Here is a 24,375-nt window from a genome sequence, read left to right on the forward strand (position 1 = left end):
CGCCAAACCCGCCACCCGCGATTTTCCTACACCGCGCAAAACGGCTACAGGACGGGCAGCTCTTTCACTTCGTGACCCCCCCGCGTGGACCTGGCAATTGCGCGAATGACGCAAAGGCGCGGTGCCCGCCCGGCTGCCGATGCAGCGGAAAATCGTGTGAACTTCGGTTTTGCCCCGCAACCCGATGAAAGAACGCGCGAAATCCTGTAGGATTGCACATTTTGCAATGTGAACTTCGTGAACTTTGCCCGCGCCCCGTGGCGGCGATCAGCTCCGGTAGAGCGCGTCGATCCGTTCCTGATAGCGTTCGCGGATCTTGTGGCGGCGGATCTTCATCGAGGGGGTCATCTCCTCGTTCTCGATGGTGAAGGCTTCATCGGCAAAGGCGAACTGGCGGACCTTCTCGATCACCGAGAGGTCGGCATTGGTCCGGTCGATGCCGGCGCGCACCGCGTTCTTGAAGGCGGGCAGCTCCTGCAAGGCCTTGAGATCGAACTTCTCGCCGTTCTCGCGCGCCCATTCCAGCGCCCATTCGGCATCGGGCACGATCAGGCCGACGACATAGGGCCGCTTGTCGCCGCTCACCATCGCCTGGGCGATCTCGGGCTGGAGCGTCAGCATCCCCTCGACCTTCTGCGGGGCGATGTTGTCGCCCTTGTCGTTGACGATCATGTCCTTCTTGCGGTCGGTGATCTTGATCCGGCCCTTGTGGTCCAAGTGGCCGATATCGCCGGTGTGGAGCCAGCCGTCCTTGAGGGTGCGCGCGGTTTCGGCATCGTTGCGCCAGTAGCCGTGCATGACCAGCTCGCCGCGCACCAGGATCTCGCCATCCTCGGCGATCCGCACCTCGACCCCGCGCATCGGCGGGCCGACGGTGTCCATCCTGAGGCCGACCCTGGGCCGGTTGCAGCTGATCACCGGTCCGGCCTCGGTCTGGCCGTAGCCTTGCAGCATGGTGAGGCCCATGGCCTCGAAGAAATTGCCGACTTCCGGATTGAGCGGCGCGCCGCCCGAAACCATCGCCTTGATCCGCCCGCCGAATTTCTGGCGGATCTTGGGCCTCAAGGTCTTCTCGACAAGGAAGTCGATCGGCCGGTCGCGCAGGCGCTTCTTGCCGTCACGCGCGTTGCCGGCGATCTTGAGGGCATTGTCCATCATGAAATTGGCGACCTTGCCCTGCTTTTCGACCTGCTTCATGATCCGCGTGCGCAGCACCTCGAACAGGCGCGGGACGACGACCATGATGGTGGGCCGCGTCTCCTCGATATTGCTGGCGAGCTTTTCGAGGCCTTCGGAATAGAAGATCTCCGCGCCCACCCCGATGGGAAGATATTGCCCGCCGGTGTGCTCGTAGGCGTGGGACAGCGGCAGGAACGAGAGGAAGCGTTCGTCCTTGATCCCGAAATCGGAAATGAGGATTTCGGCCGCGCCCGCGACGTTGCACAGGATCGATCCGTGGTGCTGCATCACGCCCCGGGGCGCGCCGCCGGTGCCGCTGGTGTAGATGAGGCAGGCGGTGTCCTCGCGCGCGATCCGGGCGATGCGCGCGTCGACCGCAGCGCGCGCAGGCGCGGCATCGCCGGTGACGAGGCTCGCCCAGTCGTGATATTCGAAGCTGCCCGATTGTTGGCGCTTGAGGTTCTCGATACCGATGACATGCTCGACCAGGCCGGTCTGGCCGATCGCGCCCACCACCGGGGCGAGCAGCTTCTCGGTCGAGACGAACACCGCGCGCGCGCCCGAATTGTCGAGGATGTGGGCGTGATCGCGGCGGGTGTTGGTGGTGTAGGTGGGTACGGTGATGCAGCCTGCCGCCATGATCGCAAGGTCGGCGATGCACCATTCGGGCCGGTTCTCGGACACGAGCGCGACGCGGTCGCCGTCATCGAGGCCCATGCCGCGCAGCGCCTCGGCCATGAGGCACACCTGCTCCGCCGCCGAACGCCAGGTCTGCGTCACCCACTGCCCGCCGGTCTTGTGGCCGAGGAACGGTGCATCGCCCTTTGCGTCGGCGCGCTTGAGGAACAGCTCCACGAGGTTCTGCGCGGTGTCGATGTCCTGCAAGACCTGCGGGTCGGCAGGGTTGGCAACCGCGCGGGCGGCGTGCGGAACGGTGGGAGAATGCACTGGCAAAGGCTCCTGATCCCTTCGGAAGTTCTCGTCCGGGGTTCAGGTGCAACCCCGTGCCCCTTCTCGTTAGAAGCTGTGGGCCGTAGCGGCAAGCACCTCGCGGCAGGCGTGTCAGGGCGTGACGAGGCTGACCAGGCGCGGCTCGGTCGCCACCTGCCAGGTGCCGTCGGGGCCAAGGCCCAGCGCATTGGCCTTGATCGGCGCAGTCCCGGCGCGGATGCCCTTGTGGCCGAGCCGCTCGAGTTCGGGTTGCATCGCCACCAGCGGCGTGCCCTCCTCGATCAGCAGCATGTCGCCGACCGACATGGCGAAGGGCAGGGCGAGCGCATCCTGCGCGCCGAGCCCGAAATCGAGCACGCCGATGATCCCGCGCGCAACGGTGACGGGGATCGTCGGCCCACCGGCCGCGCCGATCACCAGCACCACCTTGCCGCGCGCGTCGTAGACGATGGTCGGCGCCATCGACGAGCGCGGGCGCTTGCCGCCCTCGACCCGGTTGGCGACCGGCTTGCCGCCGTCCTCGGGGGTCAGCGTGAAGTCGGTGAGTTCGTTGTTGAGGTAGAAGCCGCCGAAGTGCAGCCCCGACCCGAACGCGCCCTCGATGGTCGAGGTGTAGCTGACGGCATCGCCCTCGGCGTCGACCACCGCGAAGTGGGTGGTGCCGTGCTCGGGCTCCTCCGGCCCGTCCCCGCGCGCGCGCGGCGCGCCGGGGGGCACGCCGGGCTCGGGCCTGGCGATGGTCGTCGCCGGATCGATCAGCGCCGAGCGCGCCGCAAGGTAGGCGGGATCGACGAGGCCCTTGACCGGCACCGCGACGAAATCAGCATCGCCCGCATAGAGCTCGCGGTCGGCATAGGCGAGGCGCTGGCTTTCGATGAACAGGTGCCAGAACACCGGGCTGTCGGGGCCCGATGCGGCGAGATCGAAACGTTCGAGCTGGCCGAGCATCTGCGCCACCGCGATCCCGCCCGAGGACGGCGGGCCCATGCCGCAGATGCGGTAGATGCGGTAGCCCGTGCACACCGCGGCGCGCTCCTTCGCCGTGTAGCCGGTGATGTCGGCGGCGGTCATCCGGCCGTCCTGCGGAGTGGCGGCGGCAACATGGCTGGCAAGCGCAGCGGCGGGGGCGGGGCCGTAAAAGGCTTGCACCCCCCCGGCGGCGAGCTTGCGGAAGGTCGCGGCGAGTTCGGGCACGCGCACCGTGGCGCCGACCGGCAGCGGCTCGCCATCGGCGCCGAAAAACACCGCGCGTGCGGCATCGGACTTGTCGGCGCGGCCCTTGTTGCCCTTGAGCGATTCGAACAGCCGCCGGTTCATCACGAAGCCATCCTCGGCGAGCGCAATGGCTGGCGCGAACAGATCGGCCCAGGCGAGCTTGCCGTGGGCCGCGTGGGCCTTGGCGGCGAGCGCGAGATTGCCCGGCACCCCGACGCTGAGGCCCGAGAAGACGCGGGTGTCGCGGCCCAGCACCTTGCCGCTCGGATCGAGGAAGCGCGTCGGCGTGGCGGCGGCAGGCGCAGTCTCGCGGCCATCGTAGGTGGTGAGCGCGCCGCTCTCGCCGTCGCTGCGCACCATGAACCCGCCGCCGCCGATGCCGGAGCTTTGCGGCTCGACCACGGTCAGCGCCAGCATCACCGCGATCGCCGCGTCGGTCGCCGAGCCGCCCTTGGCGAGGATCGCCGCGCCCGCCGCGCTCGCGCGCGGATCGGCACTGCTGACCGCGCCGCCGCTGTTGAAGCGGATGTTCTCCACACCTTCGAGAGGGATGGTCTCGGAGGTGGCGCAGCCCGACAGGACGAGAGCGAGCGGGGCGATCAGGGCGGGGAAAAAGCGCATCGGCACGGGTGCTATTCGCTTCCCACCGCTTCGGCAATGCTGGTGAACCCGTCGCGCCGCATCAGGCCTTCCAGCCCGCGCGCGATCCGCGCCCCGAGGCCGGGGCCTTCGTAGACCATCGCCGAATAGAGCTGCACCAGGCTGGCGCCCGCGCGGATGCGTTCCCAGGCATGTTCGGCCGTGGCGATGCCGCCCACGCCGACCAGCGGAACCGCGCCGCCGGTCGCCTTGCGGAAATCGCGCAGGCGCTGGGTGGCCAGCATCCGCAAGGGCGCGCCCGAAAGCCCGCCCGTCTCGCCCGCGTGATGCGAACGCAAGGCGGGGCGCGCAATCGTGGTGTTCGAGACCACCAGCGCCCCCAGCCGCTTGTCGATGGCGATGCGGGCGATGGCGTCGATATCGGCAGGCTCGAGGTCGGGGGCGACCTTGAGGAAGATCGGCGCCGCACTGCCCGCCTCGGCGCGCGCGGCGACCACCGCATCGATGAGCCCGGTAAGCGCGCTCTCGTCCTGGAGCGCGCGCAGACCCGGGGTGTTGGGGCTGGAGATATTGACGCACAGGTAGCTGGCGTGCGCGGCCATCATCCGCGCCATCACCGCATAGTCGGCGATCCGGTCGGCGGAGTCCTTGTTCGCCCCGATATTGACCCCGACGATCCCCGCCCGCCCGGCGCGCGCCTGCAATCGCGCCAGCGCCGCTGCGCCCCCGCCATTGTTGAACCCCATGCGGTTGATGACAGCCCTGTCCTCGACCAGCCGGAACAGGCGCGGCTTCGGATTGCCCGCCTGCGGGAGCGGCGTGATCGAGCCGACCTCGGTGAAGCCGAAGCCCAATCCGAGCAGCGCATCGGGGACCTCGGCATCCTTGTCGAAGCCCGCTGCGACCCCGACCGGATTGGGAAAGACAAGCCCCGCCACCTCGACCCTCAGGGGACCGGCGGGCGCGGGCGCGCGCGCCGGCAGCGCCGCCAGCGCGCGCAGGGCAAGGCGGTGACCGGTCTCGGAATCGAGCGCGAAGACGGCGGGGCGGATCAGGCGGAACAGCATGAGCCAAGCGCCTATGCGAGGGCACCGCGCCTGTCGAGCCTGCGCGCTGCGTGATGCTGATTGACGCAGACATACAAGCCCTCCGGCGCTTCCAAGGGGCGCCCTGTCGCTTGCATACAATCCCCGCAGCCGATCGCTGTTTATCTGACCCCTGCGACCCGAAGGGCTCGGAGCAGCGATGCGAAGAGTTCCTCAACTCAATGGGCGGCCTTCCCGATCGGGACGGCCGCCCTTTTTTATCAGACAATTAGCCCGAGGCTGGCGCAGCCTTCCCCGGCCCGCACCCATCGCGCCCCAAGCAGCGACTCGACAAGCGGCCGCAGCCCGCGCATGAAGAACTTGCGGGGCCTGCCGGCTCCGGGGTCGCACCAAACCAAAACAAGGGGGGCCCCGGGGATCCGGGGGGGTGCTTGGGTGACGTTCCGGACAAAAATTATCGCTCCGCCCGCCGCCGCGGCGGAGCATGTGCACAGCTTCTACACGATCGAGACCGACGAACCGCTGATCGAGGAAGCGATCCCGGCCTATTCGGCCCAGCTTGTGGTGGTGGTGCGCGGCCGGCTTGCGATCAGCTTTGCCGATGGCACCCGCGCGCATTCCTCCACCGTGACCCTCAACGCGCCGCAGATGCGCAGCGCGGCCTGCGCGCTTGAAGGGCCGCTGACGGTGGTCGGCGCATCGCTCACCCACCTCGCCTGGCAGCGGCTCGCGAACCTCCCCGCAGATCAGGTCCACGACCGCCTGCCGCGCGGGCGAGATCGCGCCCGAGGCGTTGTGCGCGACGCTCGGCGCGGCGGCGGCGGCGGGGCGCCATCCGCTGCGCGCGGATCATGTCGCCGTGGTCGAGGCGATCCTGGCCTGGCTGGTGAGCGGCTTCGATCCGACGCTCGACGAGCTTTATGGCGGGCTCGGCATGTCGCCGCGCCAGGCGCAGCGCATCGCGCGGCGGTTCTTCGGGGTGCCGCCCGCGCAGATCCTCAAGCGCTTCCGGGCGCTGCGCGCGGCGATGCTGCTCGCCAATCCGGCGATGGGCGAGGAGCTTCACGACCAGATGATGGCGGCCTTCTTCGATCAGGCGCACCTTATCCGCGACATCCGCCGCTACACCGGCCGCACGCCCACCCAGCTGCGCCGGCAATCGATCGAGCGCGCGCTGCTCGATCCGGCCGCGCATGGCGAGGCGGGATCGCTGCTGCGCGATGCGGCGGACTGACCGATTGGCGGCTTGTAATGCGAGCAATCTGCTCCTAATTGCCAATTCGGACTGATACCGTCCGAATTGAGAACCGCTCGCAAATGCGCCTGTCGAACCTTGCCGATTATGCCGTCATCACGATGTGCCAGGCCGCGCTCCATTGCGGCAACGGGCGGGTGAGCGCGGCTGAACTCGCGACCGAGACCGGCCTGCCGGTGCCGACTGTGCAGAAGCTGGTCTCGAAGCTGACCGCGGCAGGGCTGCTGCGGAGTGTGCGCGGCGCGCATGGCGGGTTGCAGCTCGGGCGTCCGGCGGCGGCGATCACGGTGGCGGACATCGTCGAGGCGATCGAGGGCCGCATCGCGCTCACCGCCTGCATCGACCATGCCCCTTGCGATTACGAAGCCGGGTGCAACATGAAGCCGCATTGGCCGATCATCAACAACGCGCTGCGCGGGGCGCTGGCGGGCATCACGCTGGCCCAGCTGCGCGGCCCTGTCGCCCCATCCCCCGTCATGGGCGCGGCGACCCCTGAGGACCTTCCGGCATGAGCGAAGACATCGAAATCCAGGACCGTGACGCGCGCGAAGCTGCCGCCAAGGTCGCCGATTACGAGCATGGCTGGTCGGCCGACATCGACACCGAATTCGCGCCCAAGGGCCTGAGCGAAGACACCGTCCGCTTCATCAGCGCCAAGAAGAACGAGCCTGAGTGGATGCTCGACTGGCGCCTCAAGGCCTTCCGCCTGTGGCAGACCATGGAGGAGCCCGACTGGGCCAAGCTCGGCTATCCGCCGATCGACTACCAGGACGCCTATTACTACGCCGCGCCCAAGAAGAAGATCGAGCTGGGCAGCCTCGACGAGCTCGATCCCGAGATCAAGCGCGTCTACGACAAGCTCGGCATCCCGCTGGGCGAGCAGGAAGTGCTCGCCGGGGTGAAGGGCGCGAAGAAGGTCGCGGTTGACGCGGTGTTCGACAGCGTCAGCGTCGCCACAAGCTTCCGCGAGGAATTGCTGCGCGCAGGGGTAATCTTCCTCTCGATCTCCGAGGCGATCCGCGAATATCCCGATCTGGTGAAGCAGTGGCTGGGCCGCGTCGTGCCGGTGCGCGACAACTACTTTGCGGCCCTCAATTGCGCGGTCTTCTCCGACGGCACCTTCGTCTACGTGCCCGAAGGCGTGCGCTGCCCGATGGAATTGAGCACCTATTTCCGCATCAATGCCGAGAACACCGGCCAGTTCGAACGCACCCTGATCATCGCCGACAAGGGCGCATACGTCAGCTATCTCGAAGGCTGCACCGCGCCGATGCGGGATGAAAACCAGCTCCACGCCGCGGTGGTGGAACTGGTCGCGCTCGACGATGCCGAGATCAAGTATTCCACCGTGCAGAACTGGTATCCCGGCAATGCCGAGGGCGTGGGCGGGATCTACAACTTCGTCACCAAGCGCGCGCTGTGCCAGGGTGACCGGAGCAAGGTCAGCTGGACGCAGGTCGAAACCGGCTCGGCGGTGACGTGGAAATATCCCTCCTGCGTCCTCAACGGCGAGGATAGCGTGGGCGAGTTCTACTCGGTCGCGGTCACGAACAATTACCAGCAGGCCGACACCGGCACCAAGATGATCCACAACGGGCGTGGCAGCCGCTCGACGATCATCTCCAAGGGGATTTCGGCGGGCAAGTCGAACAACACCTATCGCGGGCTTGTGAGGGTCGGCCCGACGGCGAGCGGCGTGCGAAACTTCACCCAGTGCGACAGCCTCTTGCTCGGCGATCAATGCGGGGCGCACACCGTGCCCTATATCGAGGTGAAGAACCCCAGCGCGCAGATCGAGCACGAGGCGACCACGAGCAAGATCAGCGACGAACAGCTGTTCTACGCAATGCAACGCGGCCTCGGCGAGGAGGAAGCCGTGGCGCTGATCGTCAACGGCTTTGCTAGGCAAGTGCTGAAAGAGCTGCCGATGGAGTTTGCCGTGGAGGCGCAGAAGCTGCTGGCGATTTCGCTTGAGGGGAGCGTGGGGTGATCCGCGCCGCCCTCACCTTTTCCGTCACCCCGGCGCAGGCCGGGGCCCAGAGCGGCAAAGTGCAGCGCCCAGCGCCACTGGGTCCCGGCCTTCGCCGGGATGACGAAGTTGGTTTGGTTGAGGGGAGCGTGGGGTGAATAACATTCCAACTTGGCTCGCCCTTCTTGGGTTTGCAGCCCCTCTGATTGCATTAGCCGGTAGTGCTGTGGCCCTTGTAATCCGACAATATTATGAGGCCAAACAGCGGCAGCGCGACGAGTTTTTTGCGCTACTAGACCGCTTCGACAATCCAAACACTGGCATTTTTTGTCGCTTAGCAGCGACTTATCGCCTCCGAGAATTCAAAGAGGATCGTGACTTCCTCCTCCGGTTTCTGGAATTGCAGCAGAAAAATGTCGAAGGCGGGAAGGATGCTGTCGCGCTTCTTGTCGGAGAGATGAAACTCACCTGCCGTGCGCTTAGAGGCGAGGAATTCGAATGACCACCCGCAAAACCCTCGCCCTCAACCCAGAGGCTGCCGCCTCCGCCGAAGCCCCCGCGCTCAAGAAGAAGGGCCGCGGGTGGGAGATTTCGGACAAGCGGCTCGATGCGCTGCACGAGCAGGCGCGCGAATTGCGCCGCCATTCGTCCGAGGCGCACAAGGCGCTCGCCGCCAAGTTCGTCGCCGCCGACATGGGCCGCTACACCTTCAAGCGCCACGCGGTGGTCGGCTCGGCGATCGTCGATTTCAACTGCCACAACCTCGGCCTCGCGCTGGCGATTGACGAGGAGGGGCAGAACGTGCGCCTAGCCACACGCCGCGACAAGAGCCTCGAGAGCGTCGGCATTCAGGTGATGCGGATCGCCGCCGCCGACATCCTCACCGACATCGACGCGGTGCTGAAGCAGCTCACCCAGGTGATGCGCGACCGCATTGCCGAGAAGAAAGAGGCCGCCCGCGCACACAAGGCGGCCAACCCCAAGCAGACCTATTCGCGGCCCAAGTCCGGCGACAAGCCGCAGGGTGATGCGAAGCGCCCTCCAAGGAAGTATTGATGCTCGAAATCACCAACCTCCACGCCTCCGTCGGCGACAAGCCGATCCTCAAGGGCCTCACGCTCGAAGTCCCCGCGGGCGAGGTGCATGCGATCATGGGCCCCAACGGCGCGGGCAAATCGACGCTCACCAATGTGCTCGGCGGCAAGCCCGGTTACGAGGTGACGGCGGGCAGCGTGACCTTCCGCGGCGAGGATCTGCTGGCGCTGGAACCGCACGAGCGCGCCGCGAAAGGCCTGTTCCTCGGCTTCCAGTATCCGGTCGAGATCCCCGGCGTCTCCAACGTCCAGTTCCTGCGCGAGGCATTGAATTCCCAGCGCAAGGCGCGCGGGGAAGAACCGCTCTCGGGCGGCGAGTTCCTCAAGCTCGCCAAGGAGAAGGCCGGGCTGCTCAGGATGGACATGGAAATGCTGAAACGGCAGGTCAATGTCGGCTTCTCGGGCGGCGAGAAGAAGCGCGCCGAGATGGTGCAGATGGGGATTCTCGGGCCCCACCTCGCGGTGCTGGACGAGACCGATAGCGGCCTCGATATCGACGCGCTCAGGATCGTCGGCGCGGGGATCAACGCGATCATGCGCAGCCCCGGCAAGGCGGTGCTGCTGATCACCCACTACCAGCGCCTGCTCGACGTCGTGAAGCCCGACAAGGTCAGCATCCTCGCCGGCGGCCGCATCGTCGAGACCGGCGGGCCGGAGCTTGCCCTGAGGCTCGAGGCCGAGGGCTATGACGCGGTGATGGCGTGACGGTAGCGACCCTCCCGACCCGCCGCGACGAGGCATGGCGCTATGCCGACATGGATGGGCTGGCGCGGCTCGGCGCGGGGGCGCTTGGCCAGTGGCAGGCGATTGACGTTCCTGCGGGCGAAAGCCTGACGCGCTGCCTGGTGGCCGGCTCCGACGCGCCCGAACTCCACCGCTTCCGCGTCCAGCTGGGCGAGGGCGCGAGGGCGGCGTTCTTCGTCACCAATGCAGGGAGCGATTACACCCGGGTCGAGGTGGAAGTGCGGCTCGCCCGGGGTGCGCATTTCGAATTCGGCGGGGTCACGATTGGGGGGGCCAATAAGCAGGGGGGCGTCACCCGCGAATTCGTGACGCAGGTTGTCCATGCCGAACCCGAGGCGACCTCCAACCAGACCGTCCGCGCGGTCCACTGGGCGGGCGCGACGGGCAATTTCCTCGGCGAGATCAAGGTCGCGCGCCATGCGCAGAAGACCGACGCCGCGCAGGACTTCAAGGGCCTGCTGCTCGAAGCCGGGGCGAGCGCCAACGCCGTCCCGCAGCTCGAAATCTTCGCCGATGACGTCAAATGCGCCCACGGCGCCACGGTCGGCGCGCTCGACGAAGCCGCGCGCTTCTACATGATGGCGCGCGGGCTCGATCCGGCCACGGCGCAGCGGCTGCTGGTGCAGGCCTTCATCGGCGACGCCTTTGTGGCGCTGGACGACGAAGAGAGCCGCGCGACGCTGCTCGATGCAGCGCTCGCCGCGCTGGAGGGGGCCAAGCTGTGAACGCGCCCGCCACCATCACCCGCGACTTCAGCGCCGACTTTCCCGGCATGGTCACCCGTGACGGCACACCCTGGCACTATCTCGACACCGCCGCGACCGCGCAGAAGCCGCGCGCCGTGATCGACGCCATGGCGCGCGCCTTGGGCGAGGATTACGCGACCGTTCACCGCGGAGTCTACACCCGCTCGGCCGAGATGACGCTCGCCTACGAGGCAGCACGGCGCACGGTCGCCAGGTTTATCGGCGGGCATGAGGACGAGCTGGTCTTCACTCGCGGCGCGACCGAAGCGATCAACCTCGTCGCGCAGACGTGGGGCCGGGCCAACGTCAAGGCCGGGGACCGCATCCTGCTGTCGCAGGCCGAGCACCATTCGAACATCGTGCCGTGGCAGATGGTTGCGCAAGAGGTCGGCGCGATCATCGACGTCTGCCCGCTGACCGACGATCACCGGATCGACTTGGGTGCCGCCGAGGCGATGCTGACCGAGCGGCACAAGCTGGTCGCGCTGGGCCATGTCTCCAACGTCACAGGCAGCGTGCTCGACGCGCCCCGGGCTGCCGCGCTGGCGCACAAGGTCGGCGCGAAGCTGCTGCTCGACGGGTGCCAGTCGGCGCCGCACATGGGCGTCGATGTAGCCGCGCTCGATTGCGATTTCTACGTCTTCTCCGCCCACAAGCTCTACGGGCCGACCGGGATCGGGGCGTTGTGGGCGCGCAAGGACATCCTCGCCGATATGCCCCCCTATCAGGGCGGCGGGGCGATGATCGACCGGGTGACCTTCGCCAAGACGACCTACGCCAGCGGGCCGCAAAGGTTCGAGGCCGGCACCCCCGCGATCACCGAGGCGATCGCCTTCGCCGCCGCCGCCGATTACGTCAGCGCCATCGGTCCCGCCAACATCCACGCGCACGAACAGGCCCTTGTCGCGAGGCTCCGCCGGGAACTGGGCGCGATGAACGACGTGCGCCTGTTCGGCCCCGAGGGCAGCGCCGGGATCGTCAGCTTCGCGCTGGACGACATCCACCCCCACGACCTCGGCACGATCCTCGACGAGAGCAATGTCGCGATCCGCGCCGGGCACCACTGCGCCCAGCCCTTGATGGACTATCTCGGCGTTCCCGCCACCGCGCGCGCCAGCTTCGGCCTCTATTCGAGCGAGGCCGATGTCGACGCTCTGCTCGCCGGGATCGCCCGCACCCGCAAGATTTTTGGAAGAGGATGAGAGCGATGGACAGCTCAGCCGAAAAGCCCCCCCGCGCCCGCGTCGAAGACGCGATCGATAGCGACGCCGAGGCGCCCCAAGAGCAAGGCCGCACCCGCGACTATCTCGACGGCTTCCTCGCCGCCAAGCCACCCGAGGGCCCCGTGGGCGGAGAGGGCAGCGATCTTCAGGCCGACGTCATCGAAGCCCTGCGCGAGATCTTCGATCCGGAAATCCCGGTCAATATCTACGACCTCGGCCTGATCTACGGCGTGGAGGTGGACGAGAACCGCGACGCCACCGTCACCATGACGCTCACCACCCCGCACTGCCCGGTTGCCGAAAGCATGCCCGGCGAGGTTGAACTGCGCGTGTCGAGCGTGCCGGGGATCCGCGATGCCGAGGTCAACCTCGTCTGGGACCCGCCGTGGGGCCCGCACAAGATGAGCGACGAGGCGCGGCTCGAACTGGGGATGCTGTGAGCGACACGGCTACCCTTGCGATTGCCCTCGCGGACACCCGCGACGCGCGCGATGCGGCGGACGTGGTGGCGCTGCTCGATGCCTATGCGCGCGACCCGATGGGCGGGGGCGAACCCTTGCGCGACGCGGTCAAGGCGCGGCTGCCGGGCGATCTGGCGGCCAACCCGCAGGCCTTCTCGCTGATCGCGCGGCTCAACGATCGCGCGGTCGGCCTCGCCAATTGCTTCATGGGCTATTCGACCTTTGCCGCCGCCCCGCTGGTGAACATCCACGATCTCGCGGTGCTGCCCGAGGCGCGCGGGCACGGGGTCGGCAAGGCGCTGCTGTACGCTGTCGAGGCCGAGGCCTTGAAGCGCGGGGCTGCCAAGATCACATTGGAAGTGCTGAGCGGCAATCCGGCGCGCCGTCTCTATGCGCGCGAAGGCTATGGCGACTACCAGCTCGACCCCGCCACCGGGCACGCGCTGTTCTGGCAGAAGAGGCTGACATGACCGACACCACCACGACGTCTCGCCCCGCCCGCGGCCCTGCTCCTAAGGCCGCCGTCACCCTGACGCCCTCTGCCGAAGCGCGGATCGCCGAACTGATGAGCAAGGCCCCTGCCGATGCCATCGGGGTCAAGCTGTCCACCCCCCGCCGCGGGTGCTCGGGCCTTGCCTATTCGGTCGACTATGTGACCACCGAGGCCAAATTCGACGAGAAGATCGTGACGCCGGGCGGCGTGTTCTACATCGACGGGGCGAGCGTGCTCTACCTCGTCGGCAGCGTCATGGACTGGCGCGAGGACGATTTCACCGCCGGCTTCGTGTTCGAAAACCCCAACGCCAAGGGCGCCTGCGGCTGCGGCGAGAGCTTCATGGTGTGACCCCGCCCGATCGCGATGCCCAGCGCACCGCCCAGCGCGGGCGCGAAGTGCAGGCGATCATCGCGCGGGTGGAAGGCGAGCATGCCGCTCTGGAAGCGCAGCTTGCCGAGAGGTCCGCGCCCGAAGACCGGGCCCGGATCGAGACCGAAATCCTCCACCTCGCGCTCGCATTGGGCGAGCTGCGCGGCGGGCACTACTCCGGCGGTTAGTCCGCTTCGGCGAGCCGCGCGATCAGGCGGGTTTCGAGTTCGTCGACCTCGCCGTCGGCCTCGACCATGCGGTCCAGCCATTCGCTCTCGAAGGCGGTGATCTTGTCGCCCTCGGCCGCGAGCGCCCCGTAATCGGGGCCGGCGGGCTTCTTGCGCCCGAACACCTTGCCGAAATGGTTGCCGACATTGGGCACCTCGCGCGCGACCCGGCCGAGGAAACGGCCGAGATTGGCCTCGTTGTCGGCGACGAAGGCTTCCAGCTCGCGCCTGCGATCATGGCTCAGCTGGGCGCTGGGGAGCGCAAAACCGCGCATGAAGTTGGCGACACCGTCGAGGAACAGGTCCTCCCACTCGAGCGCGTTCTCGTCGGCGAGGGTCGCGTCCTTCAGGCGGAACAGCATCTCGGCATCGTGGCGGGTGACCGCCGCCGGGCCGTGGCCGCCGCTCGCGAAGATCGCGCGGCGCACGATCCGGCATTCGGCAGCGGTGATATGGGCGGCGCTGAGATCGCCGCCGTGGCGGGTCGGGCCCTCGCCGTGGAGCACGGCATGCTCGACCTTGGCGAGCACGTAGTCCTTCAGCCGGTCGGGGGTGTTCTCGGCGCGCTCGAGGACGCGCACCAGCGCTTCGAGCTCAGCCATGCTCTCGACCTTGCCGTCACAATCGACCTGCGCGATCAGCCACTCGGCTTCCTCGAGGCTGCACTGGAGGCGCGGCGGGGTGCCATTGAGCACGAACTCGCCGATCGCCTCGACGAAGAAGTCGGTCCATTCGGGCGTGCGCTCGCGCAGCGCCTGGTTGAGCGTGAACAGCACCGCGGCTTCTTCGCGGGTGATGATGCCATCGCCCCAGCCTTCGCGGCGCAGGGCGAGGAGTTCGTCGGCGGTGATCTGGCCATCGGCGGCAGCGCCGCGCGCGACTTGGAGGAAGTGGGTGGTCACGGTGGCAGGGTCCTCTGTGGTCTTGGGGAGGCTCCATGCCACAGGCAGGCTTAAGGGCGGGTTACCTTGTTTCCAACTCGCGGATGCAGGCGCCGGGATCGACCGCCGCGCCGCCCTGCCTGAGGCGCGCCTCGACATGGGTCGCGGTCGGCTCGGCGGCGGCGGCGACGGGGTAGAGGTAGATGTCGAGCACGCAGCTCGGCCCGGCGAACTGGACCTTCCGCGCATCGCCCTCGGCAAGGTCGATGCGCGGGCTGCCGAAGCGGCTGGTGAGCGCCGCGGCGGGCGAGCCGATCACGCCGGCGAGCCCTGCCGGGGCCATCACCTCGGGCACGACGACGATGGTGCTGCGCGCCGGAGCAGGCGCGGCGGGGCGGAACCCGGGGCGCGGCGCGGGAGCAGGCCTGCCGCCGCCCGCGCACCCTCCAAGCCCCGCCGCCAGCAGCGCGAGCACGATCGCCGCGCCCCGCATCACCTCTGCGTCCCGATCCGCCGCAGCACCAGATGCGTCCCCGCCGCCGCGCCCACCAGCGGGGCGACGAGGTTCAGCACCGGCACCGCCATCATCGCCGCGATCGCCGCGCCGAGCAGGATGCGCTCAGGCCTCGGCACGGGGTTGGCGCGTTCCTCGCCGGCACAGTGCCGCAGCCACGCCATGTCGGTCAGCTCGCGCCCGAGCAGCACCGCGTTAACGCCAAGGAACACCAGCGCCGGGCCGATCGCGGTGAACACCAGCACCGCCGCGATGGGCAGCGCCAGGAGGTTGTAGCCCAATGCCCGCGTCAGCCCCCGCAAGGCCACCGCCACCTCGCGGTGCAGCGGCAGCGGCTGCGCGCGGGTGGCAAGCGCCGGGTAGTGCCGCGCCTCGACCGCCGCCACCACGTCGTCGGCGAACAGCTGGAGCACCGCCAGCGCCACCACCCGCAGCAGCAGCCAGAAGGCAAGGACGCTTGCCGCCAGCCACACCAGCACCTGCGCTGTCGCGGCGTATCCGGCGGGGACCACCGCAGCGACCCACTCGCTCCGCAGCAGCCGGTCGAGCCCGGCGTAGAGCGCGACGCTCGCCCCCGCGAACACCGCCAGCGTCACCGCAATGCTCTTCGCCGCCACGCGGAGGACGGCGCGGTCGCCCAGCTGGGCGAAGCCTCTCACGATCGCGGCGGGGACGGCGGACATGCCGCTTCCGATGCGCACCCGGCGATGCGAAGTCAACGCAGGCCTGCTGCACCGCACACAGATCGCTTGGCGAGCGCGGCGAAGGCGGCTAGGCGCACGCGCGACCCACCAACCGAGGAAGCCGCGCCGTGTCCGACACCACTCCGCCCCGTTACGACGTCATCGCCATCGGCAACGCCATCGTCGATGTCCTATCGCCCTGCGAGGACGCGGTGATCGCCGGGCTCGGGCTCAACCGCGGCGGCATGACCCTGGTGGATGCCGACAAGGCCCGCGAGATCTACGCCGCGATGGGCCCGGCGACCGAGCGTTCGGGCGGCTCGGCAGCCAACACGCTCGCTGGCATGGCCGCGCTGGGTGCGCGCTGCGCCTTTGTCGGGCAGGTGGCACAGGACCAGTTCGGCGACGTGTTCCGCCATGACATCCGCGCCGGCGGGATCGCCTTCGAGACCCCGCCGCTCGCCGGCGACGTGCCGACCGGGCAGTGCCTCATCCTGGTCTCGCCCGATGGCGAGCGGACGATGAACACGATGCTGGGTGCCGGCCAGTTCCTGCACAAGGGCGCGATCGACGATGCCCTCGTCGCCAGCGCGGGCATCCTCTACCTCGAAGGCTACATGTGGGATCCGGTGGAGCCGCGCGCGGCGATGCGCCGGGCGATGACGGCGGCCCGCGAGGCCGGCCGCAAGATCGCCTTCACCGCGAGCGAGAGCTTCATCATCTCGCTCCACCGGGCCGACTTCCTCGAGCTGATCGACGCCGGCCAGTTCGACATCCTGTTCGTCAACGAGCACGAGCTGGCGACGCTCACCGGCGAGGCCGACTTCGAGACCGGGCTTGCCGCCGTCGCCGCCAAGGTGCCGGTGCTGGTCGCCACGCGCAGCGAGAAGGGCGCGGTCGCGATCGCCCACGGCGAGCGCGCCGAGGTTGCCGCAGAGCCGGTCGCCAGGGTCGTCGACACCACCGGCGCGGGCGACCAGTTCGCCGCCGGGTTCCTGACCGGCTATGTCCGGGGCGAGCCGCTCGAGCGCTGCCTCAAGCGCGGCGCGATCTGCGCCTCGGAGGTCATCTCGCACTTCGGCCCGCGGCCCGAGACCGACATGATCGCGCTGATGGACGCGCGGCTGTAGGTCTGTCGCTCGCCCCTCCGGGCGAGCGTCTTCGGCGCTGTTCCCTTCGCTGCGCTACGGGGCACCTGCGGCTCGCGCGCGTGCGCTCGCGGCTGCTGCGCAGCCGAGCTTGCGCTTGCCGATTCGGTTGTGGAGCGGCGGGGTGGGGCCGCTCGGCAGGGTCGCGCGTCCAGCCTGGCGCCCGGTTTCCCGTTGTAGGAGACACATGAGACACTGTCCTGGGGCGGAAAACCTCGGCCTATCGGATAGCGTTCCGGCGCGGGGTGGAGGGGGCTGACGATGGCAAAGAGCGCAGGGCCGCAAGCCGGCCTTGCCTCCTGATAACCCTTTGTCACCCCTGTAGGAAAATGGTTTCGCGCGCTCAGCCTGCCGCTGCCGCCGTGCGGGGGCGGGCAGGGGTCCTGCCGGCCTCCCACCCCAGCCACGCCGCCACGCCGCCTGCCGCCATGCCCAGCGCCAGCGTGACCGCCGGCGGCAGCGCCGCATAGGCGGCAAAGCCCGCGGTGATCGCGGGGACGGAGGGCGCAATCCACATCACCACCCCCTGCACCCCCGCAAACCCCGCCGCCACCAGCCACGGCGCGCCGTGCTTGCGGCCACGCCACCACAGCACCAGCGCAAAGGCGGCCACGATCAGGTCGCTGAGCAGGATGGTGTCGAGGATCGCCTGCGGAAAATCGCTCCCGATCACGTTCATCCACGGCAGATATTCGCCCATCACCCGGCTGAACGGGCTCTCGAACAGGATCAGCGGGGTCGCCAGCATGTAGCCTGCATGGAGCTTCACGTTGCGGCGATGCTTGAGCGCCAGAGTGAACAGCGTCAGATAGGCCGCGATCGCGATCCCCATGCCGATCCCGAAGGCCGGGCCGAGCACCATCGTCACCGGCCCCTCGCCGGACGCAAAGTGGCCCGCAGTATAGTTGATGATCATCACGAAGCCGAAGATCAGGAACGGGAACAGCACGAAGCTCGCCTTGCCGAGGATCCGGTGCAACGCCATCGCGCGGCGCTGGATCGCGACCTGCTGGACGATCAGCAGCGCCAGCCAGGTCATCGAGGAGATCGCATGGACATGGAAGGCGAGCGGGATCGGCTCGCTCGCGCCGAAATAGCTCGCCCAGAAACCGGCCATGATGACCAGCAGCACGAAACCCACGAAATAAGGCGCATGGCGATACGGCATCGAGACCCCCCTTTCCCGATTGCAACCGGGCGGGGTGTATCATGTTCGCGAGGCGCGGGCAAAGCCGCCTTGGGAGCGGCTATTTCGGCGGCACGTAGCCCGCCTCGCGCAGCGTCACCATATAGGCCGCGATCTGGTCGATCTGTTTGGCGGTGAGGGTGAAGTCCATGTCCTCAGGGTAATTGTGCGCATCGGCCAGCCAGTCGCCGAGCGATTTTTCCGACAGGCCCCGCCGATTGGCGATGGCGGCAAAGCTGGGCGAGGCGGGGTTGGGCGACAAGAACGGCGGCTCGACCGCATGACACCCCCCGCAAGCCGCCTCGATGAAGGCCGGCGCACGGGTATCGGGCGAGGGCGAGGTGGCTTTCCCCACCATCGCCGGCGGGTTGTCCGAGCCCGGCACGGCGGCGCAGGCGGCGAGCGCGGCGAGGAGCAGAGGGCGATGGGTCATGCTGTCCTTGTGGGCTTGCCCCGGGCCGGCGTCCTTGATCGGGATCAATTTTGCCGGAGACGCCCGGGAGGTGGCTGGCGCGGATTAGCCTTCGGCCTCGCGCGCCACTTCGCGCCAGCCGATGTCGCGGCGGCAGAAACCGGACGGAAAGGCGATTGTGTCGACCGCCGCATAGGCTTTGCGCTGCGCCTCGGTGACGCTCGCGCCCATCGCGGTGACGTTGAGCACCCGGCCGCCATTCGCCACCAGCGCGCCGTCTGCAATCGCGGTCCCGGCGTGGAAGACCTTCGCGCCGTCCGCCTCGGCATCGTTCAATGCGATGGGGCCGCCCTTTTCGGGGGTGCCGGGGTAGCCCTTGGCGGCCATCACCACCGTGAGCGCGGTTTCCTCGGCGAGGTCGATCGCGCCCCCCTCCAGCGTGCCGGTCGCGCAGGCGAGGAGGATCGGGACGAGGTCGCTCTGGAGCCGCATCATCAGCACCTGGCATTCGGGGTCGCCGAAACGGGCGTTGTATTCGATCAGCTTGGGGCCCTCGGCCGTCAGCATCAGCCCGGCGAAGAGCACGCCCTGATAGGGATTGCCCTCCGCGCGCATGGTGCGCACCGTGGGTTCGATGATTGCGGCCATCACGCGCGCCTGCAATTCTCTCGTCAGCACCGGGGCGGGGGAATAGGCGCCCATGCCGCCGGTGTTGGGGCCGGTGTCGCCGTCGCCCACCCGCTTGTGGTCCTGCGCGGAGCCGAAAGGGACAATCGCGGTGCCATCGGTGAGCGCGAAGAAGCTCGCCTCCTCGCCTTCCATGAATTCCTCGATCACCACCTGCGCGCCTGCGCCGCCGAAGCCCCCGCCGAACATGTCGGCGAGCGTTTCCTCGGCCTCGGCGAGGGTCGCGGCGATCACCACGCCCTTGCCCGCCGCGAGGCCATCGGCCTTGAGCACGTAAGGAGCGCTGAAGCGGGCGAGGGCGGCGCGGGCCTCTTCAAGGCTGTGGGTGCGCACGTATCCCGCCGTGGGGATGCCCGCGCGCTGGCACAGGTCCTTGGTGAAACCCTTGGAGCCTTCGAGCTGGGCTGCGGCCTGCGAGGGGCCGAACACCGGCACGCCGGCTGCCCGCAGGCTGTCGGACAGCCCGTCGACCAGCGGCGCCTCGGGGCCGATCACCACGAGGCCGATGGCACGGGCCTCGCAAAAGGCGATCACCGCGCCGTGGTCGGTCACGTCGAGCGCGGCCACTTCCGCCTCCTCGGCGAGGCCGGGATTTCCGGGGGCGGCGTAGAGCTTTGTGAGGCTCGGGGATTGCGCCAGCTTCCACGCCAGCGCATGTTCGCGGCCTCCAGAGCCCAGAAGCAGGATATTCATGGCGCCTCCGCCGACCAGTGATGATGACGCCGGGCTGGTAGCGCGCACGCCGCCGGGCGACAACGCCCAGCCGCTCACCATCAGCGAGATATCCGCGCTGCTGAAGCGCACGGTCGAGGACCGCTTCGGCTTCGTGCGGCTGCGCGGCGAGCTGTCGGGGGTGAAGCGCGCCGCTTCGGGGCACTTCTACTGCGCCTTGAAGGACGAAGGCGCGGTGATCGACGGCGTGATGTGGAAGGGCAGCGCCGCGCGCCTCAGTTTCCGCGCGGAAGACGGGCTGGAGGTGATCGCCACCGGCAAGCTCACCACCTTCCCCGGGCGCTCGAAATACCAGATCGTGATCGATTCGCTCGAGCTGGCGGGCGAGGGCGCGCTGCTGGCGCTGCTCGAGAAGACCCGCGCGAGGCTGGCCGCCGAGGGGCTCTTCAATGCCGAGAGGAAGCGCCGCCTGCCGTTCCTGCCGCAGGTGATCGGGGTGGTGACCTCGCCGACGGGGGCGGTGATCCGCGACATCCTCCACCGGCTGGCCGACCGCTTCCCCTCCCACGTGATCGTGTGGCCGGTGCTGGTGCAGGGCAATGGCGCGGCCGAGCAGGTGGCGGCGGCGGTGCGCGGCTTCTCGGCCCTCGCCGAGGGCGGCCCCGTCCCGCGCCCCGATGTGGTGATCGTCGCGCGCGGGGGCGGATCGATCGAGGACCTGTGGAGCTTCAACGAGGAAGTGGTGGTCCGCGCCATCGCCGAATGCAGCATCCCGGTGATCAGCGCCGTGGGGCACGAGACCGACACGACGCTGGCCGATTACGCCGCCGACCGCCGCGCGCCCACCCCCACCGCGGCCGCCGAGATGGCCGTGCCGGTGCGCGCCGATCTCGCCTTCACCCTCACCGATCTTACCGCCCGCCAGCGCCGCGCGGTGTATCGCCCGGTCGAGCTGGGCCGCGAGCGCCTCGCCGCCCGTGCGCGCCTGCTGCCGCGCCCCGAGAACCTGCTCGCGCCCCAGACCCAGCGGCTGGACGAGCTGTCCGAACGCCTGCGCCGCGCGCTCGGCGACCGTTCGGCGAAGGGGCGCGAGCGGCTGGCAGGCGCTGCCGCGCGGCTCTCGCCCACGCTGCTGGCGCGCTCGGCAGCCGAGGGCGCGCGCCGGCTCGAACGCGCGCGCCTCCACCCGGCGCTCGCCGAGCGGCCCTTGCGCGAGGGCACCCGGCGGCTTGATGCGCTCGCCAGGGTGATGAGCCAGCTCCACCCCGAAAAGCCGCTGGAGCGCGGCTACGCCATCGTCCGCGGCGCCGCGGGCCGCGCGCTCACCACCTGCGCCGAGGCCGCAGGCGAGGCGCGCCTTGCGGTGCAGTTCCGCGACGGGACGCTCGCCGCCATTCCCGAGGGCGCCCCGCCCGCGCCCCCGCCCGCTCCCGCCCCGCGCAGGCCTTCGCGACCATCCTCGCCCTCGCCCGCCCAAGATGATTTGTTCGGCTGAGCGCTCGGTGCTATCAGGGACCCCATGCTGATGACTCCTGCCGACAAGGTCGCCAAGCTCTACTACGGCCCCTCCAGCTTCCGCGTGCTGCGGCCGGGGAGCCATGTGCTGTGCGCGGTCACCGGCGCGGCGATCCCGCTTGCCGAACTGCGCTACTGGAGCGCCGAGCGGCAGGAGGCCTATGCCTCCCCCGAGATCGCGACCCGCCGCCTGCTCGGCCTCGCCTGACGCTCCCGTGACCACCGCCGGGGCTGCCCGTGCGCGCCGCTGGCGGCTGGCGCTCATCGCGGGTGTCGCGCTGGCGCTGGCGCCGGGCACCTTCGTGCGAACTGCGACCGGCCGGCGCACCGACGTGGCGGCGGTGACGGTCACGCCGCTCGCCGAGCGGGCCGGCGTCACGGGTCAGTTGCCGCTGACGGGCGTCTGGGCGCTCGCTTCGCCGCAGGGCTGGTTCGGCGGCTTTTCCGCGCTGGTGCACAGCACCGGCAAGGACGGCGAGGCCGCCCTCGTCGCGGGGACCGACCGCGGCTTCCTGCTCGACATCGATCTTGCCTCCGGCACCCCGCGCGCACGCCCGCGCAGCTTCCGCTTCATCGGGCTGAGCAAGGGCAGCCGCCACGAGATCGTCGATCTCGAATCCCTCGCACGCGATCCGGCGACGGGAACCCTGTGGGGCGGGTTCGAAAAATACAATCTGGTGCTGCGCTGGGACGCGGACGGCACCGTGAAGCGCGCCGCGCCCCCGGCGATGGCCGATTGGGCACAGAACAGCGGGCCCGAGGCGATGACGCGGCTGGCGGACGGGCGCTTTCTGGTGATTGCCGAAGAGGCCGAGGATGGCAGCCGGACGGCGCACAAGGCGCTGCTGTTCCCGGGCGATCCGCTGGCGCGGGGCAGGCCGCCGCTCGCCTTGCGCTTTGCAGCGCCCGCCGATTACGATCCGGTCGATGTGACCGGGCTTCCCGACGGGCGGGTGCTGATCCTGCTGCGGCGCGTGGAATATGCCCTCCCCGCGCGCTTCGACACCGCCATCGCCATCGCCGATCCGCGCGCGATCACGGCAGGCGGGACATGGCAGGGGCGCGTCATCCAGCGCATGACCGGGGGCATCTTCGCCGACAATTTCGAGGGGCTCGCCTTCGTCCCCTCAGCCACGGACCCGGCGCGCGGGAGCATCTGGGTGATCTCGGACGACGATATGTCGATTTTCCAGCGCAGCCTGCTGCTGCGCTTCGACTGGCCGGGCTGAGGGTTTGTCTGGCGGTTTCGCTGGCGCGAAACGCAGACCGCCCCAGGTGGCCGACAGCAAAAACGAAAAAGCGCCCGGAAACCCGGACGCCCCTTCGATACGCCTGCCCCTGGCGGGGCAGCGAGGATCAGGCGGCAGCCTGCGCCTTGATCAGTTCGCGCTTCACCTTCTGCGCATTGGCGGAAAGCTTGTCGTCGCTGGTCTTGAGCAGCCAGTTGTCGAGGCCGCCATTGTGCTCGACCGAGCGCAGACCATGGGTCGACACGCGGAACTTGAAGCTGCGCTCGAGCTTTTCGCTCATCAGCGTCACGTTCTGAAGGTTGGGCAGGAACACGCGCTTGGTCTTGTTGTTGGCGTGGCTCACGTTGTGGCCGACCTGGCGGCCCTTGCCGGTCAGTTCGCAGATGCGCGACATGGTCTGGTCTCTTCTCGTAAAAAGCGGGCCCGGACTCAAGGCCGGGCTGGGAAAGCGGCGCGCATAACGGGCAAGGGGCGAATCGTCAAGCCGGTTGCTCGTCGCACCGGCCCGCGCAGCTTCCCGTGCCCACCATGTGGGTAACCCATGTAATGGCCGCAAGTCCGCCCGTCCCCTGCATTCGCGCCCCGACCTCTACAGGAGACACACACCATGAAGCGCATCATCATCACCGGCCTCATCGCCCCCTTGGCAATCGGGCTTGTAGCGTGCGATGTCGACCAGACCAAGGAAGCCGAGCTGCCCGAGGTCGAGGTCAAGGGCGGGCAGATGCCCGAATATGACGTCGAGCCAGCCGAGGTCGAGGTCAAGACCGAGAAGAAAACGATCGAGGTTCCCACTGTCGATGTCAAACAGCCCGATGCCGAAGGGACGCCCGCAACCGGCGACGAGTAAGCCTGCGCGGGCACGCGGGGCATGAGCGCGGACGCGTTCCGCAGCTTCATGCCCCGCGCGCTCGGCCTCGCCCGCGATGCGGCAGCAGCGGGCGAGGTGCCGATCGGCGCAGTGGTGGTGAAGGATGGGCAGGTCATCGCCGCAGCGCATAATGCGCCGCGCGCGCTGCACGATCCCACGGCCCATGCGGAAATCCTCGCGATCCGCGCCGCCGCGCGGGTGCTGGACGACGAGCGGCTCACCGGCTGCGAGCTGTGGGTCACGCTCGAGCCTTGCGCGATGTGTGCCGGCGCCATCGCCCATGCCCGGATCGCGCGGCTCTATTACGCCGCGAGCGATCCCAAGGGCGGCGCGGTCGAACACGGCGCGCGGGTGTTCGACCAGCCCCAGTGCCTCCATCGCCCCGAGGTCTACACCGGCATCGGCGAGGAGGAGGCGGCGGACCTGCTCAGGGGGTTCTTCCGGCAGCGGCGCTAGGGCGCGATGGCGTGTTGGGGCGTGCAGGGTTCGGCCGGCTTCTCGCTGAAGGACAGCGGCGCGCCGTTGCTGCGCAGGGTCGGGACAAAGCGGTCATTGTAGAACGACCAAGCCGCCTCGCGAACCTCCTCGCGGACGGGGGGGCCGCCCTCGTCCACCGCGAGCCCGAGATTGGCGGTATAGCCGGGGCACACGTCGCCGAAGCGCCGGTCCCATGCGAGCCGGCGGGTCGCTGCGACGTCCCACGCGGCGAGATCCTTGACCAGCACCAGCCGCGCACGGCCCTTGTCGCACACGGCGACATAAAGGCACAGCTTTTGCCCCGGGGCATCGTCCCGCTGATAGGCCTTTGCGGCCGCTATCACTCCCGCCTTGTCGAGCCGCGCCCACGAGGCATAGCGCGAACCGTAGTCAACCGCGGTGCAGCTGCCGACCAAAAGCAGCAGCACGCCAAGGCAGCCGAGCCCGATGCGCTGTCCAAGGCGCGGCTTCGGGCCCTTGCGCTGGTCAGCGAAGGTCATGCGC

General features: G+C 68.9%; 30 protein-coding genes. 18 read left to right on the forward strand and 12 right to left on the reverse strand.

All coding sequences use genetic code 11. The features are described from left to right. Positions 1 to 267: 267 nt before the first annotated feature. From D620_RS0103575 to D620_RS16220, 4 genes are all read right to left on the reverse strand, one after another. The gene (locus tag D620_RS0103575; RefSeq protein WP_017664419.1) at positions 268 to 2,127 is read right to left on the reverse strand and encodes an AMP-dependent synthetase/ligase; all 1,860 of its coding nucleotides are present in this window, start codon (positions 2,125 to 2,127) and stop codon (positions 268 to 270) included. 114 nt (positions 2,128 to 2,241) lie between these two features. Beyond that, positions 2,242 to 3,966, reverse strand: coding sequence for a gamma-glutamyltransferase (gene ggt, locus D620_RS0103580; RefSeq protein ID WP_017664420.1), 1,725 nt, complete (start codon positions 3,964 to 3,966; stop codon positions 2,242 to 2,244). Between the two features lie 11 nt (positions 3,967 to 3,977). Next, positions 3,978 to 5,012 (reverse strand): quinone-dependent dihydroorotate dehydrogenase, encoded by a 1,035-nt coding sequence (locus D620_RS0103585; RefSeq protein WP_017664421.1) that lies wholly within the window; start codon positions 5,010 to 5,012, stop codon positions 3,978 to 3,980. 524 nt (positions 5,013 to 5,536) lie between these two features. Beyond that, complete coding sequence (locus D620_RS16220) at positions 5,537 to 5,698, reverse strand: hypothetical protein (RefSeq protein ID WP_017664422.1); 162 nt, start codon at positions 5,696 to 5,698, stop codon at positions 5,537 to 5,539. Positions 5,699 to 5,784: 86 nt separating this feature from the next. Between D620_RS16220 and D620_RS0103595 the strand changes: the two genes are divergently transcribed. The 12 genes from D620_RS0103595 (at position 5,785) to D620_RS0103650 (ending at position 13,536) form a co-directional block, all read left to right on the forward strand. Next, the gene (locus D620_RS0103595; RefSeq protein WP_017664423.1) at positions 5,785 to 6,225 is read left to right on the forward strand and encodes a helix-turn-helix domain-containing protein; all 441 of its coding nucleotides are present in this window, start codon (positions 5,785 to 5,787) and stop codon (positions 6,223 to 6,225) included. Between the two features lie 83 nt (positions 6,226 to 6,308). Further along, positions 6,309 to 6,758 carry an SUF system Fe-S cluster assembly regulator gene (locus tag D620_RS0103600; protein WP_017664424.1) on the forward strand — a complete coding sequence of 150 codons (450 nt, stop codon included), beginning with the start codon at positions 6,309 to 6,311 and terminating at the stop codon, positions 6,756 to 6,758. Next, the gene (gene sufB, locus D620_RS0103605; protein WP_017664425.1) at positions 6,755 to 8,236 is read left to right on the forward strand and encodes a Fe-S cluster assembly protein SufB; all 1,482 of its coding nucleotides are present in this window, start codon (positions 6,755 to 6,757) and stop codon (positions 8,234 to 8,236) included. Before D620_RS0103600 ends, sufB begins: the two co-directional genes overlap by 4 nt. A 133-nt stretch (positions 8,237 to 8,369) precedes the next feature. Then, a complete protein-coding gene (locus D620_RS16225; RefSeq protein WP_155799966.1) occupies positions 8,370 to 8,717 on the forward strand; it encodes a hypothetical protein in 348 nt (115 codons plus the stop codon). Further along, a complete protein-coding gene (locus D620_RS0103615) occupies positions 8,714 to 9,271 on the forward strand; it encodes an endonuclease domain-containing protein (RefSeq protein ID WP_017664427.1) in 558 nt (185 codons plus the stop codon). Before D620_RS16225 ends, D620_RS0103615 begins: the two co-directional genes overlap by 4 nt. Then, complete coding sequence (gene sufC / locus D620_RS0103620; protein WP_017664428.1) at positions 9,271 to 10,014, forward strand: Fe-S cluster assembly ATPase SufC; 744 nt, start codon at positions 9,271 to 9,273, stop codon at positions 10,012 to 10,014. Before D620_RS0103615 ends, sufC begins: the two co-directional genes overlap by 1 nt. Continuing rightward, positions 10,011 to 10,778, forward strand: a complete 768-nt coding sequence (locus tag D620_RS0103625; RefSeq protein WP_017664429.1) for a SufD family Fe-S cluster assembly protein — start codon at positions 10,011 to 10,013, stop codon at positions 10,776 to 10,778. Before sufC ends, D620_RS0103625 begins: the two co-directional genes overlap by 4 nt. Beyond that, entirely contained in the window at positions 10,775 to 12,001 is a 1,227-nt protein-coding gene (locus tag D620_RS0103630; RefSeq protein ID WP_017664430.1) for an aminotransferase class V-fold PLP-dependent enzyme, read from the forward strand. Before D620_RS0103625 ends, D620_RS0103630 begins: the two co-directional genes overlap by 4 nt. Positions 12,002 to 12,006: 5 nt before the next feature. Next, the gene (locus D620_RS0103635; RefSeq protein ID WP_017664431.1) at positions 12,007 to 12,462 is read left to right on the forward strand and encodes an SUF system Fe-S cluster assembly protein; all 456 of its coding nucleotides are present in this window, start codon (positions 12,007 to 12,009) and stop codon (positions 12,460 to 12,462) included. Continuing rightward, a complete protein-coding gene (locus D620_RS0103640; protein WP_017664432.1) occupies positions 12,459 to 12,953 on the forward strand; it encodes a GNAT family N-acetyltransferase in 495 nt (164 codons plus the stop codon). Before D620_RS0103635 ends, D620_RS0103640 begins: the two co-directional genes overlap by 4 nt. After that, the gene (locus D620_RS0103645; protein WP_017664433.1) at positions 12,950 to 13,327 is read left to right on the forward strand and encodes a HesB/IscA family protein; all 378 of its coding nucleotides are present in this window, start codon (positions 12,950 to 12,952) and stop codon (positions 13,325 to 13,327) included. The genes D620_RS0103640 and D620_RS0103645 overlap by 4 nt, the downstream gene beginning before the upstream one ends. Continuing rightward, a complete protein-coding gene (locus tag D620_RS0103650) occupies positions 13,324 to 13,536 on the forward strand; it encodes a hypothetical protein (protein WP_017664434.1) in 213 nt (70 codons plus the stop codon). Before D620_RS0103645 ends, D620_RS0103650 begins: the two co-directional genes overlap by 4 nt. On the opposite strand, the gene D620_RS0103655 is transcribed toward D620_RS0103650, so the two are convergent. The 3 genes from D620_RS0103655 to D620_RS0103665 form a co-directional block, all read right to left on the reverse strand. Next, a complete protein-coding gene (locus D620_RS0103655; RefSeq protein WP_017664435.1) occupies positions 13,533 to 14,477 on the reverse strand; it encodes a hypothetical protein in 945 nt (314 codons plus the stop codon). The two genes, D620_RS0103650 and D620_RS0103655, sit on opposite strands and share 4 nt — an antisense overlap. Positions 14,478 to 14,538: 61 nt before the next feature. After that, positions 14,539 to 14,949, reverse strand: coding sequence for a hypothetical protein (locus D620_RS0103660; protein ID WP_017664436.1), 411 nt, complete (start codon positions 14,947 to 14,949; stop codon positions 14,539 to 14,541). Further along, entirely contained in the window at positions 14,949 to 15,653 is a 705-nt protein-coding gene (locus D620_RS0103665; protein WP_017664437.1) for an EI24 domain-containing protein, read from the reverse strand. Before D620_RS0103665 ends, D620_RS0103660 begins: the two co-directional genes overlap by 1 nt. A gap of 128 nt (positions 15,654 to 15,781) precedes the next feature. On the opposite strand from D620_RS0103665, the gene D620_RS0103670 reads away from it, so the two are divergent. Continuing rightward, on the forward strand, positions 15,782 to 16,783 hold the full coding sequence (locus tag D620_RS0103670) for an adenosine kinase (protein WP_017664438.1): 1,002 nt from the start codon (positions 15,782 to 15,784) through the stop codon (positions 16,781 to 16,783). A 361-nt stretch (positions 16,784 to 17,144) separates the two neighbouring features. Here D620_RS0103670 and D620_RS0103675 read toward each other — a convergent pair whose 3' ends face one another. The 3 genes from D620_RS0103675 to purD form a co-directional block, all read right to left on the reverse strand. Further along, the gene (locus D620_RS0103675) at positions 17,145 to 17,969 is read right to left on the reverse strand and encodes a hypothetical protein (protein WP_017664439.1); all 825 of its coding nucleotides are present in this window, start codon (positions 17,967 to 17,969) and stop codon (positions 17,145 to 17,147) included. A 79-nt stretch (positions 17,970 to 18,048) separates the two neighbouring features. Beyond that, positions 18,049 to 18,420 carry a c-type cytochrome gene (locus D620_RS0103680; RefSeq protein WP_026091921.1) on the reverse strand — a complete coding sequence of 124 codons (372 nt, stop codon included), beginning with the start codon at positions 18,418 to 18,420 and terminating at the stop codon, positions 18,049 to 18,051. Between the two features lie 84 nt (positions 18,421 to 18,504). Next, entirely contained in the window at positions 18,505 to 19,779 is a 1,275-nt protein-coding gene (gene purD, locus D620_RS0103685; RefSeq protein WP_017664441.1) for a phosphoribosylamine--glycine ligase, read from the reverse strand. Here purD and xseA point away from each other — a divergent pair. From xseA to D620_RS15680, 3 genes are read left to right on the forward strand one after another with little or no spacing between them, the layout of a single operon-like run. Then, positions 19,778 to 21,253, forward strand: a complete 1,476-nt coding sequence (xseA, locus tag D620_RS0103690; RefSeq protein WP_017664442.1) for an exodeoxyribonuclease VII large subunit — start codon at positions 19,778 to 19,780, stop codon at positions 21,251 to 21,253. The two genes, purD and xseA, sit on opposite strands and share 2 nt — an antisense overlap. A 24-nt stretch (positions 21,254 to 21,277) precedes the next feature. Next, complete coding sequence (locus D620_RS0103695) at positions 21,278 to 21,481, forward strand: DUF2093 domain-containing protein (protein ID WP_017664443.1); 204 nt, start codon at positions 21,278 to 21,280, stop codon at positions 21,479 to 21,481. A 7-nt stretch (positions 21,482 to 21,488) separates the two neighbouring features. Then, positions 21,489 to 22,502 (forward strand): esterase-like activity of phytase family protein, encoded by a 1,014-nt coding sequence (locus tag D620_RS15680; protein WP_017664444.1) that lies wholly within the window; start codon positions 21,489 to 21,491, stop codon positions 22,500 to 22,502. A gap of 127 nt (positions 22,503 to 22,629) precedes the next feature. On the opposite strand, the gene rpmB is transcribed toward D620_RS15680, so the two are convergent. Beyond that, a complete protein-coding gene (gene rpmB / locus D620_RS0103705; protein WP_017664445.1) occupies positions 22,630 to 22,917 on the reverse strand; it encodes a 50S ribosomal protein L28 in 288 nt (95 codons plus the stop codon). 213 nt (positions 22,918 to 23,130) lie between these two features. Here rpmB and D620_RS0103710 point away from each other — a divergent pair, with 213 nt between their 5' ends. Next, positions 23,131 to 23,373 (forward strand): hypothetical protein, encoded by a 243-nt coding sequence (locus D620_RS0103710; protein WP_017664446.1) that lies wholly within the window; start codon positions 23,131 to 23,133, stop codon positions 23,371 to 23,373. Positions 23,374 to 23,394: 21 nt separating this feature from the next. Next, complete coding sequence (locus tag D620_RS0103715) at positions 23,395 to 23,850, forward strand: nucleoside deaminase (protein ID WP_017664447.1); 456 nt, start codon at positions 23,395 to 23,397, stop codon at positions 23,848 to 23,850. On the opposite strand, the gene D620_RS0103720 is transcribed toward D620_RS0103715, so the two are convergent. After that, positions 23,847 to 24,371 carry a hypothetical protein gene (locus tag D620_RS0103720; protein ID WP_155799967.1) on the reverse strand — a complete coding sequence of 175 codons (525 nt, stop codon included), beginning with the start codon at positions 24,369 to 24,371 and terminating at the stop codon, positions 23,847 to 23,849. The genes D620_RS0103715 and D620_RS0103720 overlap by 4 nt on opposite strands. Positions 24,372 to 24,375: the final 4 nt, after the last annotated feature.

The sequence above is a fragment of the Porphyrobacter sp. AAP82 genome (assembly GCF_000331285.1).
Classification (GTDB): domain Bacteria; phylum Pseudomonadota; class Alphaproteobacteria; order Sphingomonadales; family Sphingomonadaceae; genus Erythrobacter.